The 12,664-nt window shown below is 39.9% G+C and carries 14 protein-coding genes; 12 read left to right on the top strand and 2 right to left on the bottom strand.

The window, feature by feature from the left end:
• Positions 1-24 precede the first annotated feature (24 nt).
• The 3 genes from GUA98_RS29515 to GUA98_RS10440 all read left to right on the top strand — a co-directional run bounded on the left by GUA98_RS29515 (position 25) and on the right by GUA98_RS10440 (position 1,228).
• Positions 25-153 (top strand): hypothetical protein, encoded by a 129-nt coding sequence (locus GUA98_RS29515; protein WP_227779572.1) that lies wholly within the window; start codon positions 25-27, stop codon positions 151-153.
• A gap of 197 nt (positions 154-350) precedes the next feature.
• Positions 351-713: a hypothetical protein gene (locus tag GUA98_RS10445; RefSeq protein WP_193722986.1), complete on the top strand. Its 363-nt coding sequence runs from the start codon at positions 351-353 to the stop codon at positions 711-713.
• A gap of 245 nt (positions 714-958) precedes the next feature.
• Entirely contained in the window at positions 959-1,228 is a 270-nt protein-coding gene (locus GUA98_RS10440; RefSeq protein WP_193722985.1) for a hypothetical protein, read from the top strand.
• Between the two features lie 212 nt (positions 1,229-1,440).
• Here the strand turns inward: GUA98_RS10440 and GUA98_RS10435 are convergent, their stop codons facing one another.
• On the bottom strand, positions 1,441-1,824 hold the full coding sequence (locus GUA98_RS10435) for a RidA family protein (protein ID WP_153977422.1): 384 nt from the start codon (positions 1,822-1,824) through the stop codon (positions 1,441-1,443).
• A gap of 959 nt (positions 1,825-2,783) precedes the next feature.
• On the opposite strand from GUA98_RS10435, the gene GUA98_RS10430 reads away from it, so the two are divergent.
• The 7 genes from GUA98_RS10430 to GUA98_RS10400 all read left to right on the top strand — a co-directional run bounded on the left by GUA98_RS10430 (position 2,784) and on the right by GUA98_RS10400 (position 9,816).
• Positions 2,784-3,050, top strand: coding sequence for a CD3324 family protein (locus GUA98_RS10430; RefSeq protein ID WP_193722984.1), 267 nt, complete (start codon positions 2,784-2,786; stop codon positions 3,048-3,050).
• A gap of 157 nt (positions 3,051-3,207) precedes the next feature.
• The gene (locus GUA98_RS10425; protein ID WP_193722983.1) at positions 3,208-4,290 is read left to right on the top strand and encodes a nucleotidyltransferase domain-containing protein; all 1,083 of its coding nucleotides are present in this window, start codon (positions 3,208-3,210) and stop codon (positions 4,288-4,290) included.
• A gap of 284 nt (positions 4,291-4,574) precedes the next feature.
• Positions 4,575-5,114, top strand: a complete 540-nt coding sequence (locus tag GUA98_RS10420) for a hypothetical protein (RefSeq protein WP_193722982.1) — start codon at positions 4,575-4,577, stop codon at positions 5,112-5,114.
• Between the two features lie 386 nt (positions 5,115-5,500).
• Positions 5,501-6,088: a GNAT family N-acetyltransferase gene (locus GUA98_RS10415; RefSeq protein ID WP_193722981.1), complete on the top strand. Its 588-nt coding sequence runs from the start codon at positions 5,501-5,503 to the stop codon at positions 6,086-6,088.
• Positions 6,089-6,559: 471 nt separating this feature from the next.
• Entirely contained in the window at positions 6,560-7,339 is a 780-nt protein-coding gene (locus GUA98_RS10410) for an alpha/beta hydrolase (protein WP_153977433.1), read from the top strand.
• A gap of 335 nt (positions 7,340-7,674) precedes the next feature.
• Positions 7,675-8,247, top strand: coding sequence for a TetR/AcrR family transcriptional regulator (locus tag GUA98_RS10405; protein WP_153977434.1), 573 nt, complete (start codon positions 7,675-7,677; stop codon positions 8,245-8,247).
• 105 nt (positions 8,248-8,352) lie between these two features.
• Entirely contained in the window at positions 8,353-9,816 is a 1,464-nt protein-coding gene (locus tag GUA98_RS10400) for an MDR family MFS transporter (protein WP_153977435.1), read from the top strand.
• 215 nt (positions 9,817-10,031) lie between these two features.
• Here the strand turns inward: GUA98_RS10400 and GUA98_RS10395 are convergent, their stop codons facing one another.
• Positions 10,032-10,583 carry a TetR/AcrR family transcriptional regulator gene (locus tag GUA98_RS10395; RefSeq protein WP_153977436.1) on the bottom strand — a complete coding sequence of 184 codons (552 nt, stop codon included), beginning with the start codon at positions 10,581-10,583 and terminating at the stop codon, positions 10,032-10,034.
• 149 nt (positions 10,584-10,732) lie between these two features.
• Between GUA98_RS10395 and GUA98_RS10390 the strand changes: the two genes are divergently transcribed.
• Both GUA98_RS10390 and GUA98_RS10385 read left to right on the top strand, forming a co-directional pair.
• On the top strand, positions 10,733-11,650 hold the full coding sequence (locus tag GUA98_RS10390; RefSeq protein WP_153977437.1) for a ketopantoate reductase family protein: 918 nt from the start codon (positions 10,733-10,735) through the stop codon (positions 11,648-11,650).
• 115 nt (positions 11,651-11,765) lie between these two features.
• The gene (locus GUA98_RS10385) at positions 11,766-12,434 is read left to right on the top strand and encodes a Type 1 glutamine amidotransferase-like domain-containing protein (protein ID WP_153977438.1); all 669 of its coding nucleotides are present in this window, start codon (positions 11,766-11,768) and stop codon (positions 12,432-12,434) included.
• Positions 12,435-12,664 lie beyond the last annotated feature (230 nt).

Raw genomic sequence — 12,664 nt, 5'->3', positions numbered from 1 at the left:
ATCGGGTCAAAAATCCATAATGCTATGGAAAATTGGTCAAAAGAGAATGAGGTCGAGTTTCTCATACTTTGGCCAAGCAACGAGAGCGTTGAATTCTATTCAAGAAATGGTTTTTCTCAGAGTGAAGAAGCGCTAGAAAAGCACTGGGACTGAGCAGCAAGTATTCGATCTTCGTAGAGACAGAAGATTGGATTAATTAACGCGTCACGAGGTAGGTGGACTCAATTAAGAAAGCTGCAGACCAGTGTGATCGGCTGCTTTTGTTCATGTAATGGGATAATTCGTTCAAAACGTATCCAACTCCTCATTTTGGATAAAATAAAGTATTCCAAATATGAGGGTGCTTGCTTTTGATAAAGATCATTAAAAGAATGGTTTTAGCGTTCGGTTTGACTTTGCTTAGCCAAACTACAGCTTTAGCTGAAGAAACTCAGTCAGTAACAGACATAAGTCAATGCTCGATAATCCAGCAGACGTTGATCAATGAATTAAATCCTCAAATAATGAGTGCTCTTCGTCAAAAGTACCGTGACAATTTTTTGTACGCGAACGTTCACTTGTTACCAATCCAAGGTTCGGATAATGTAGAGGGTGATTTTATTTTAGAAATGACAGTGATGAAAGGAGAGTGGCCAGAGACAGTTCAAATGACGTTTAAACGAGATGGTCTTAATGGCTATAAGGTAGATGATATTAGTGTGATTAATTTTTAGAACCACGGATACGCTAACGGTAAACACTAGTTTATAATACAATTAAGAAAGCAGCTGATCCATAAGATCGGCTGTTTTTTCATTAAGCTAACGGGCAGGTTAGTGTAACGTATAACATTTGTGGTATAACTTGATTGAGATAAGAGAAGATACTCTAATGATAACAGACAAAGGGGTTAATAAGCCATTTAGATGCAGTATCAATTATACTTTGTTGATTTATCTTTGATAACTGAGGTGAGAAAATGGAAATCAATGAACTACGCCTTGAAGACGGTGCGATTCAATATCTGGGACTAAATTCAGAATCATTAGTCATAGAAGTAAAAAGATGGAACCAGGAATCGTTGAAGATTACTATAAACAGCTACGTTAAATTTATTGAATATGATTCAATAGGTAGAGAAATTTCTGAGTTCTTGATATTAGAAAACTCAGAATTTTTGAAAAAAGAAAAAGAGGGATTAGTTAAGCTGGATTTCGATGAAAATGAGTGTACCAACTCATCCATTTAAAATTTGTAGGTTTAAGTGAATTGCCATTACTAGATGTCATTGCAGATAAAAATGAAATACACGTAATACGTATGGAAATATAATCAACTCCGTTAAGCTAACGGGAAACGATAGCTAAATTCAGATAAGACTGCGGCCGACCAATTGATCGGCTGCAGTTCCCTTAATCTACGGCTAGTTTTCGTGTGACATAAAAAATATATTACCTTCATCTAATCTATGTGGGCGACGGCACTGATTTCGATCAGTTGCTCAGGAAACGCTAGGTATGTCACGCCGATACAACTGCCCGCCGGCCGGTGTTGTCCCATGTATTCCTTGAAGAGATGTATGCATGGCTCGATATGCTCTTGTGCATTTGTCAGATAGATTTCAACATAAGCAAGATTTGACTTCGTGATACCAAACTCTGCTAACACGCGATCGAGATTCTTCAGCGTCTGCCGGGTTTGTGCCTCGATATCATTTCCGCCAACGAAAGCTCCGTCCGTATCGTGGGAAAATTGTCCCGAAATATAGATCGTGCCGTTAACGCTGTACGCCTGAGCGATACCGTGATCCCAAAGGTCGTGATTGTAGGTTTTAATATTAGTCATTTTTTCTCTCCTCGATTCAAAGTAAGGTTAGTATAAAATGACCTTAAATAAAAATATAGTACGCACTTTATTGATAGATACTATCTAAAGAGATAGTGTACATATGATTATGGCTGATGATAAAGTAAGAGAAAATCTTATCTGGAGTGAATTTAAGTTAGTCTAAGATTACCAGAGGTGAGCCTCACAATCACGGTGGTATAATCGATTGCTCGTTCCAGTTTTTTGGGGGTTAAACGTATTTGAAATGCCGAAGGTTGGATCTCAAACTGAACATACATCTATAACACACTGGTTGAAACAAGAAGATAAGACTTGGTCACTTATAATAATGATGCCCGACATTTAGAAGGGTGCTGATTGGCAAATTATCTTTATCCATTCAAAGTGAATAATTCTCTCTATCAGATTGATTGTTTATCGACGAAACTTTTAGCTTGTAATAGTGACGGGTCAGCTTTAGAGTCCGGCCATTCAACTAACGGGCAGGTTAGTTTAATTTTTTGGAGAATAATTAGAGTAGTAATTCGTTCCAAACGTCATCAAAGGTATCTGTCTACAAGTGTATATCTTAACGCTGTTACTCCACCGAACCCGTCCAACAACTGGCGACTCATCTGAAGTTCTTGAAGACTCGGTTCAAGCACCTCTCTCACAGAAAAAAAACGGCTGGTAATTCATTGTAATCGTACAATCGTGTTAGTCCAAAGACATGGTAAAACACTTGAACAACAAGCTTTGATATCATATCAGATAGCAACTATCTGTTTTATTGGAGGTGAGGCTATTGAAAACAATTGGGGTAGGATTCTTACATTTATCTCTCTATGCAAAGCCAGTGAAGAATATGGCAATGCTTTGCATAGAGTTTAGAAACAATTACATTGCCAACGACGAATCGTAATATTCTACTAACTGGCTTTGCACCTTATTGATCTATTTAATAAGGAGTGAGGTCCATGAAATATTCAAAAGCCGAATCTATTTTTCCAGAAGAATTGCTACGTGTCATTCAAGAATACGTTCAAGGCGAATTGGTTTATATCCCAAAACCCAAAGAGGCACACTTAAAATGGGGCGAAAAAACCCTAAGCAAGAATAGGGTCTCTGCTCGAAACGCGGAGATTAAATCCTTATTCTGCAATGGCGTCAGCATAGAGGAATTGGCGGGACGATACTTCTTGTCCTGCGAAAGTATAAAGAAAATTGTCTATAAAAAGAACTAACGAAATCCGCTAACTCGTCGTATAGACGGTTTAGCGGATTTTGTTCAAAGATGAATTAAATCAACTTATACCTAGTTACCGCACCTCTAAATCGATAGACTCAAGTTAAGGTTGTTGGAATGAAGAACGGCTGGATCATACGAAGGCGGTGTAACGAATGGATGAAAACATAAAGGAGAAGCTGCTAAGCAAAAATGAATTGCTCATTAACATGGTGATTGAACGGGTGAAAAGAGATTTTCTAGACGATATCGCAATTATTGGGCTTACGGGTTCATTTAGCACGGGGGACTTTCATGAGAAGAGCGATCTTGATTTAGTTATCATTAATAATACAGAACGGGGATGGGAAATATCCGATTGTTTCATCTTGGATGACGTTGGATATGACATCTACTGCACGCCATGGGATTCAAGAATACAAGAGCAATCCACCTTGGAGAGCCCCAATGTTTCGAGTCTAACCGAACTCAAAATACTCTACTATGCAAAGCCTGAGGATTTGGAAAAAATGAACGACTTTAGACAAAAAGCTCTAGATGCACTTGCGGAACCGATAGGAGAAGCATGTCTTAATCGAGCAAAAAAATGGATCGACTTGGCTAAGCAGGCATACAGCGATACGATGCTGGGGGAAGATATCGGTTCAGTGCGACATGCATCTGCCGACGTTCTATACAATCTAGTCAATGCCTTAGTCAGCATGAATAACACGTGCATCCAACGAGGAATTAAGCGATATTTGGAAGAGATATGCTCGCTTCGCTATGTACCGAATGATCTCGAATCCTTATACATGTCCATCATCGAAGCTCATTCCATTGAAGATATTCGAATCGCATCTTTTAATATGCTGAATAGCGTCACGAGGTTACATCACACGATGTGTGATAACTTCATGGTTAAACCTGCTCCAACCTTTGATAATCTAAAAGGAACATACGAAGAATTGTGGTGTAACTACCGCAATAAAATCTTGAACAGTGTTATAACGAACGATGCCTCCTACGTCTTTATTTCGGCCTATGGAGCACAAGGGTATCTTGATGAGATGACTGTGGCCAAAGGAACCAAGAAATTTGATCTTATGCAGTACTTTGATGCAAGTGATTTATCAGTGATGAAAGAGAAGTTCCTTGAAGTGATGGATGAATATCTAGACGAGTATGATAAAGTCGGCAGAAGAGTCGAATGTTTTACAACCTTCGAGCAACTATATACCCATTTTATGAATCATTGACCCTAGATCCCAGTTCGTAGGATGTCCGTAGAAACGGAATTGTAGACAATCTATCTGATAAAATAGAATTTCTTAAAGGGCCCTGAAGAATTAGTTTCTTTACGGTCTTTTTTATTTGGAGGTTTGCACTATGATGGGTACATGGATTACACTTTGATGGCAAATGATTTGTCTACAAATATGGATAAATTGCAAAAGCGAATTATTAAGGTGATTGCAATAGCTTATAAAAATTTATCGTCTAAAGAAGCCTGTCTAATCTCAGGTAAAAGTCTTACAGGTAGGTGAATAATATTCAAACAATATATGTCCATGTCCGACATTCGTTATTCTGGTATGGGGTTTACGGATTCTGCAGCAAGAGTCGAAATGATGAGATTACGCTTTATTCAGATCAAGACCAAAATAACTTTTTAGGTTATTTTGAACTTACAACTGCTATAGCTCTAACTAATCTTTTGAAATATGATATAGATATTATTGGTGACGATAAAGAATATTGTAATGAAATTAACCGTTTCATAAACGGTGAAGAGGATATTTATTATAGTTACACATACCCAAGAGATTTAGAAGATGTATCTTCTCAAGTTACTCATTCTGCTCCGACGAATATAGATGGGTATAAACCTATCTATATTGATATGTGGTCAAAATTATCTCAATCTTGGGACTTGGATGAGATAAAGAAAAGCGTGAGAATCCTTGCAAAAGATTTTTTAGGCTTGCATACTGAAAATATTGAATTTATAGAGATTCCAACGTTTGAAGAAACAAAAGTGTCGTACGAACAATATTATAAACCTTACGTAAACGAAAATTGAACAAACGGAAAGGAAGAAATGGCACAATAAGAATTGTGATCGGCTTTTTCTTCAACTAACGGGCAGGTTAGGTGAATTAACAAGGGCATAATTTTAAAATCACCTTAGGATCATTGGGTATAATTCGGAAGCTTTTTAGGCAGGGTATGAATGTAAGATCAACTCGCGAATTCCTACCAACATGAAGAAGATTGTTTATAAAACGCAGGCATAACAAAAGGCTCATGTTGAATAAAACCAACACGGGCCTTTTGTTATGTAAAAAATGAATATATAAATACTCTGCCTATAAAGGATGCGATATTCACCTTATACTGATGATAGGAAAGAATTATGGTATCAGTAATATCGTTGATTGAAAGTATCGAAATCGGAGGAGTTGCAAAATGGATTGCGTTAATCATGAAGTAAAAAAGTTAAATGTTACCGCTAGACTATGCGGTATGGAGGAGAAGTTCATTATCAATAATATTTATCCTCTTTATCTGCATGATTTGTCAGAAGTATGGGAACACAAAATCAATCGTTATGGGGTGTTTGAGAATGATGATACCCGAACTTTGATGGAACAGAATCGCGTGTTTGATATTTGGTGGGAACACCCGAACGTATTATTCCCTTATCTGATCACAGTGGATGATATACCTGCGGGGCTTGCTTTTGTGGCTACTTCCCCTTTCATACCCTGTCCTCACTATAACGATTATTACATGAATGAGTTCTTCCTATTACGTAATTATCGAGGAAAGGGTGTTGGAGAAGAAGCGGTGCGACAGATTATTGGAAAGATGCCAGGGCGATGGGAATTGCAAACAAATCCCACCGAACGAAACGAACGTGCGAAACGTTTCTGGCGAAAAACACTTAACACATGTACCAACGGGAAATACTCCGAAGAACTTGGTCATCATCCTGAAGATGGAGAAAAGCTAGTCTTTCGCTTCAGCACGAGTTCTGAAAAAGTGAGTCATTAGAGAGGTTGTTCCTTATTCATAGGTTTAGGTATAAACAAGGTTATCCGATATTCGTTGAACTAAAGGGTAGATTACACATATTTTTGAGTAGACAACCACAGCCTGCTCTTTCTATTGAACTAACGGAAAAACGATAGCTCAAACATATAATGAAAGCAGCAGATTAATGGAATCAGCTGCTTTTGTTCACTAGAGAGTAGGATGATAATCAATTTTCTTCATTTAACGAAAAATACCCTTAACTACTTTTTAACGTGAATTTTAATGTTTTAAAGTGTGCCTATATTTCTTAAAACTCGAATTATGAAATGAAAATATGTCGGATTTGTTGTGTATAAATATGAAAGCGCTTCCTTTACAATGAAATCAAACATATATATCGGGCCGAGATGGCAACGATAACAGACTGCATTAACCGAACGGAAAAGGTGTGTGGTTGTTTAAATAATTTGAATGTGAGGAGAATGTACAATGGCCATGATTCGATGCAATTTTTTCTCAGAAACGTTAGGACTCAGCACGTCAATGACCGTTATTGTACCTCAGGCAACCAGGGGGCAAATCGGGATGAAAGGCGTTGCTACCCGGGAACGGCATCCCGTTCTCTGGCTGCTGCATGGCGGCTCTGATGACGATACGATTTGGATGAGACGGACATCGATTGAACGCTATGTTTCCGAGCTGGGCCTTGCTGTCGTGATGCCTCAAGTCCAATTAAGCTTCTACACGGATATGGCGTATGGAGGAAAGTACGGTACCTTCCTGATGGAAGAACTGCCTCAGATTGCCCGGTCCTTGTTTCCGCTATCAGACGCTCGCGAGGAAAATTTCGTCGCTGGGTTATCGATGGGTGGTTACGGCGCATTCAAATGGGCGCTAAGCAAGCCTGATATGTTCGCTGCGGCGGCTGGACTTTCGACGGGTAATTTCCCGTTTTGGAGCCCGGGGCCGGACGGCGAGTTCCCTCCGTTTCTGCGTCTCGCATTCGGAGACGGACCACATGCAGGAACGGATAACGATCTTTATCATCTGATTCAGTCCAATGATCGCACGTCTGGACCAAAACCCGCGTTTTACCAAGCTTGCGGTACGAATGATTTCCTGTACGATCTAAATATTGATCTGAAGGAAGCGTTTGAGCGTTCTTCACTGGATTATACTTACGCTGAAGAGCCAGGTGTACACGATTGGGCCTTCTGGGATAAAACAATTCAAGACGTGTTGAAATGGCTTCCTTTAGATCGTGCATGACATGTACTGTGACCTATCCAAAGTAGAAATGATCATCATTGAACTAACGGGAAACGTTAGCTCTATACCATTAAGAAAGCAGTCGATTCATTGTGATCGGCTGCTTTTTGTTCACCTAACGGGGCAGGATTGTTTAATTTTACTGGGAAAGAAAGAGTTATGAAGCGAAAAAATAAAAAGTTGTGTATTTAAAAATCAGGTGATATCATAAATAGACCGGCCGGTCGGTTTATTGTTTAAGACATTAACATGAGATTTGTGGTATTGATTATTGGAAACCTCTTCGAATATATTAAATACTTAAACCAGTTGATGTATTGGAGTGAGTAAAATAAATGGATGCCAAGAAGTCTAATACGAGGGATGTTATTTTGGAGGTAGCCGCTCAATTATTTGCTAAGCAAGGTTATCATGGTACCACCTTAAATCAAATTATTGAAGCTAGTGGATCACCGAAGGGATCATTATATTATTACTTTCCAAGTAAAGAAGCGTTAGCCATTGCATGTGTGAAATTAACTCAATTTAGATTACAAAGCAAACTTCAGGAACAAGTAATGAAATTTCCCAAGCCAGAAGATTTTATGCAGGCTTTTGTACTTAACATGGCTGATGTTATAGATCAGTTTGGAACCGATAAATTCGTTCCATTCGGATTCCTGGCTGCTGCGGAGACTTCATCGGTGAGTGATTCGCTCCGTGATGCTTGTCAGGCTGCATTTGCGGAGTGGAAGGATACCTTATCCAACAAACTCGTGGAAACGGGGATTTCCGAGGATCGGGCAATTGAAATGGCAGAGGTTTCTGTATGTTTAATTGAGGGTGCTATTATTATGTCGGTAGTCGAGCGCAGTTCAAGACCAATGCGCCGAGCAGCCGGTCATGTTCCAGCAATTTTCCGGGAATAGTCGAGAGTGGATAGATCCAAGACAATGATTCGTAACCATTGTCTGTCCATATTATATAGGGCGGTCTATATAATATATAATAAAGAGAAATAGAGGAGTGGAACGATGCAAGCTTCAGCAGCAACAGCAGGTACGGATTTTGAAGCAACAAAAAAGGATTATAAAATATTTCCCATGGTACTCGCCTTTTTAATTAGTGGTTTTATTGGTTTATTTGGGGAAACAGCCTTAAATGTTGCGATGACTGACTTAATGCAAATATTTAATGTGGGATCATCTACAATTCAATGGTTGACTACAGGGTATTTGTTAACCATGGGGGTTCTCGTTCCTTTATCAGGCTTATTGAATCAGCGCTTCACGACTAGACAGCTTTTCATTACCTCACTTATTTTTTCAATGACTGGGGCCTTTATTGGAGCCTTAGCTCCAAGCTTTGGAGTCTTAATGGTTTCACGTATTGTTCAGGCAGTCGGTACGGCCTTAATGCTGCCACTTATGTTTAACACGATCTTAATTATTTTCCCCATTGAAAAACGTGGGGCTGCAATGGGTCTTGTTGGTCTAGTTATCATGTTTGCTCCTGCGATTGGACCTACCATTGCTGGCTTGCTTGTAGAAGCATTGAGCTGGCATTATATCTTCTGGATTTCGCTCGTCTTCCTTGCCGTGGCACTTCTTATTGGGATCTTTAAAATGAAAAATGTTTCCACGACAAGTAAGCCCCGAATTGATTTGCTCTCTATGTTGTTATCGACGGTTGGATTCGGAGGAATTGTTTTTGGTTTTAGTAGTGCTGGTGAAGGGGAAGGTGGTTGGACAAGCCCAACCGTACTCGTTTCGTTGGCCATCGGTCTTGTCGCGCTGATTATATTCACGATCCGTCAGTTGAAAATGACAACACCTCTACTTGATTTGCGTGCTTTTAAATACCCGATGTTTGCCATTGGGTCACTATTGGTTGGCCTATGCTTCATGGTCATTCTATCCTCCATGCTTGTACTTCCAATGTACTTGCAAACCGCATTAGCTTTCTCTACGCTTAGCGCAGGTTTGATTCTGCTACCAGCGAGCGCATTAAACGGAATTCTAGCTCCGTTTATGGGGAAATTGTTTGACAAATACGGACCGAAATGGATCGTCTTACCTGGTCTTGTTCTGGTATCAATTGCACTATGGATGTTTTCCACGGTAAGTCTGAGTTCGACGGTTACCTTCATCATCGCTGTTCATATCCTAATGATGATCGGTGTTTCGATGATTATGATGCCATCACAGACGAATGGACTCAATCAGCTTCCACCACAGCTGTACCCACATGGTACGGCGATTATGAATACATTCCAACAAGTGTTCGGAGCGATCGGTACGGCTGTCGCGGTCAGTGTGATGAGCAATGGGTCTGAGAAGTTTATAAAAAATGCCGAAAATCCAAGTGACATCTCGCTTATACCAGCTGCCATGACTGCCGGCGTGCATAATGCTTTCATTTTTGGAATGATTATTGCGCTTATCGGGCTGGTCCTGTCCTTCTTTCTCAAGAGAGTAACGATTAATCGTCAACACTAGTTCATTGATCAATGAACTCATCTTTTTTATCAGGCAGCCAATCAATCTGATTGGCTGCCTGTACCCCAGTAAATTTCTGTAATTCTGTTATTAATATGATCAGGAAAGAAAGCGGGAAAAATGATCATAAACATTCTGTACAGACAAGGATGAAATTACAGATGATGGGAGATGACCTGATAAAGTGTTATCTAATCTAATCTAGATGATTTGATCTATTCTTTAGAATAGGACGTAACCCCCTTTGAATAGAGGTTGTCCACTAACTTGAAAAACTCTTCTGACGATAAATCCTTTTGTCGCTGGAGCCAAAGACGAAATAAGGAAAGGGAGGTTGACAGGTAAAACTCAATCAAGTATGGCGTTAAGGAAGGATCTTGTGGAACATTTAACTCCAACTGACTGAGAGTGATTTCTTTTTTTAAGCGTTTTAGAAATCGGGGACTTCCATAATCACCTAAAAGGGCATTGAGAACCAAGAGATGTTCTTTTTTGTCTAGACAATGGAGCGCATCTTGAACGCTATGCATCGATAGCTCTTTTTTCGACAATTCTTCTTTTATGTCGTTCAATAAGTCATTTTCAAGAGCATCTAACAATTCGTAAATATCAGTAAAGTATTGATAAAAGGTGCTGCGGTTATATCCTGATTTATTCGTGATTTCCTGAACTGAAATTTTCTCGATTGGTTTTTGGCTATATAGCTCACAAAAAACGCCAACAAAGGTTTGTCTTGTTTTCTCTGTTATTTGGGGCTGTTTTTTCATGTTTTCCTCCTACTAGCGTTTAAGAATATCATCCGACAAATCATAAAAAACTGATGGTTGATCAATGAATATTGAAAAATTATAATCACATCATACAACATGTTGTCGGATGATTGAATAAGAAATGGTAAACGGTAGGAGTGGTTTTAATGTCAATTAAACAAGACCGAATTTTAATATTTGGTGCAGGTGTTATCGGGAGCATGTACGCAATGAAGCTTATAGAAGCAGGGTTTGATGTTACCCTATTTGCACGTTCTAATAGATATATATCATTAAGAGAACATGGCCTGCGGTATAAGGAAAAAGGTAAAGTTAAATCGATAAGAGTGAATGTCATTGATACACTCGAAAACGACGATATATACGATTATATTTTCGTTACCGTTCGTTATGATCGGTCCGAATCAGCGTTGTTAACGCTAAAAGATAATCAAAGCAAAAATATAGTTACGATGATTAGTAATTCAAAGGGATTTTCTTCGTGGCTGGATATCGTAGGTGATAGACTTTTACCCGCGTTTCCGGGCTTCGGTGGACAGATTAAAGATGGAATATTGCATACTCGATTTCTACCAAAGATTATAGCGGCAACTGCATTCGGAGAAATTAATGGTCTAGTGACAGAACGCATAGAAAAGCTCGCAACAATATTTAAAACAGCAAAGCTGCCCTACGATATTAAAAAGGATATGCAAGCGTATCTTATCACACACGCCGTATCAGACATTGCCATGTTGAGCGTTTTGCAATCCGAGAATAAGATAATGGACCAAGAAACAGCCAAAACCAGAAATGCGGCTCGCCAAATCACAGTTATTTTAAAAGCGCATCTAAAGGCAATACAAAAAGCTGGCGTTTCCATTGATCCACCAATGCTAAAAATGGTGCTAAAATTGCCAAACTTATTTTTGGATCTTTTCTTTATGACATGGCTACGAACTAAAATGGTTAGAGATATGATGTTGCCGGATTATGCGAATCATGCTAACAATGAGATTGTGCAGCTGCGTAATGATTTAATAAAATTTTTAAGTCAAAATGGTATCAAATCGGAAATGGCTTAACGACAAATCAGAGTACAACTTTTTCGCTTACAGGCAGGACAGGATAGGATAGTCATTTTATCGAACACTAGATAATAAGGGAAATTATGAAGGTCAAATGACTGGGAGTGAGGGTATGAAATTATTACTGACATCTGCAGGCGTTAATAACCAAAGCATACACAACGCATTAGTTGGCATGTTGGACAAGCCGATCGCTGACTCCAATGCCCTGTGCATTCCCACGGCGATGTACGGACATCCCTGGGTTGGCCCTGGCGTGAAAACCTGGGAGTTTATCAGCGGGAAATCCGAGAACCCCATGGTAGACCTCGGGTGGAAGTCTGTAGGCGTGCTGGAGCTCACTGCACTGCCAAGCATCAGTAGAGACCACTGGGAGCCCTTGGTCCGGGAGACAGATGTCTTACTGGTGTCGGGTGGCGATGCTCTCTTCCTAAACCATTGGATGCGGCAATCCGGACTCGCAGAACTCTTGCCTTCACTAAGGGCCGTTTATGTGGGAATGAGCGCAGACAGTATGGTGATGGCACCTAAGATCGGGGAATACTTTGTGGGGTGGACTTCACCTACCGGTGGCGATGAAACGTTGGGACTGGTTGATTTTTCAATTTTTCCGCATCTTGATCACGTCATGCTGCCCAATAACACTATGGCTGCCGCTGAGAGATGGGCCGCAGAGATTCAAGGGCCGGCCTATGCAATTGATGATCAGACCGCCATCAAGGTAGTTGATGGAGCAGTAGAAGTGGTTTCCGAAGGGAATTGGAGGCATTTTACGGTCTAAGTTTCCTCACCGCTGAGGGAACGGGATACGGTGTTGCCTACAATCTGAGCTAGGGTAACAGAAGCTAGTACTTACTCCATAGCCTTCTGTGTATTAGAAAATTGGGGTAATAGAATTTAAACAGGTGGGTCAAAAGATCACTTCCAAAAACATGACAATTCTCACCATTGCAATTTACCTTCACGTGATGTAAAATCACTTGATGGAAAAAACATGAAGGGGTGGGAGTA

The sequence above is a fragment of the Paenibacillus sp. P13VS genome (assembly GCF_015143645.1).
Classification (GTDB): domain Bacteria; phylum Bacillota; class Bacilli; order Paenibacillales; family Paenibacillaceae; genus Paenibacillus; species Paenibacillus xylanilyticus_A.
Note: the sequence above shows the minus strand (reverse complement) of the source record. Positions and strands in the feature narration are given on the sequence as shown.

Coding starts and splice junctions, on each gene's coding strand:
- GUA98_RS10435 (WP_153977422.1), bottom strand. CDS start 1,824: ATGACTAATATTAAAACCTACAATCACGACCTTTGGGATCACGGTATC.
- GUA98_RS10425 (WP_193722983.1), top strand. CDS start 3,208: ATGGATGAAAACATAAAGGAGAAGCTGCTAAGCAAAAATGAATTGCTC.
- GUA98_RS10415 (WP_193722981.1), top strand. CDS start 5,501: ATGGATTGCGTTAATCATGAAGTAAAAAAGTTAAATGTTACCGCTAGA.
- GUA98_RS10395 (WP_153977436.1), bottom strand. CDS start 10,583: ATGAAAAAACAGCCCCAAATAACAGAGAAAACAAGACAAACCTTTGTT.
- GUA98_RS29515 (WP_227779572.1), top strand. CDS start 25: ATGGAAAATTGGTCAAAAGAGAATGAGGTCGAGTTTCTCATACTTTGG.
- GUA98_RS10430 (WP_193722984.1), top strand. CDS start 2,784: ATGAAATATTCAAAAGCCGAATCTATTTTTCCAGAAGAATTGCTACGT.
- GUA98_RS10385 (WP_153977438.1), top strand. CDS start 11,766: ATGAAATTATTACTGACATCTGCAGGCGTTAATAACCAAAGCATACAC.
- GUA98_RS10440 (WP_193722985.1), top strand. CDS start 959: ATGGAAATCAATGAACTACGCCTTGAAGACGGTGCGATTCAATATCTG.
- GUA98_RS10400 (WP_153977435.1), top strand. CDS start 8,353: ATGCAAGCTTCAGCAGCAACAGCAGGTACGGATTTTGAAGCAACAAAA.
- GUA98_RS10390 (WP_153977437.1), top strand. CDS start 10,733: ATGTCAATTAAACAAGACCGAATTTTAATATTTGGTGCAGGTGTTATC.
- GUA98_RS10410 (WP_153977433.1), top strand. CDS start 6,560: ATGGCCATGATTCGATGCAATTTTTTCTCAGAAACGTTAGGACTCAGC.
- GUA98_RS10405 (WP_153977434.1), top strand. CDS start 7,675: ATGGATGCCAAGAAGTCTAATACGAGGGATGTTATTTTGGAGGTAGCC.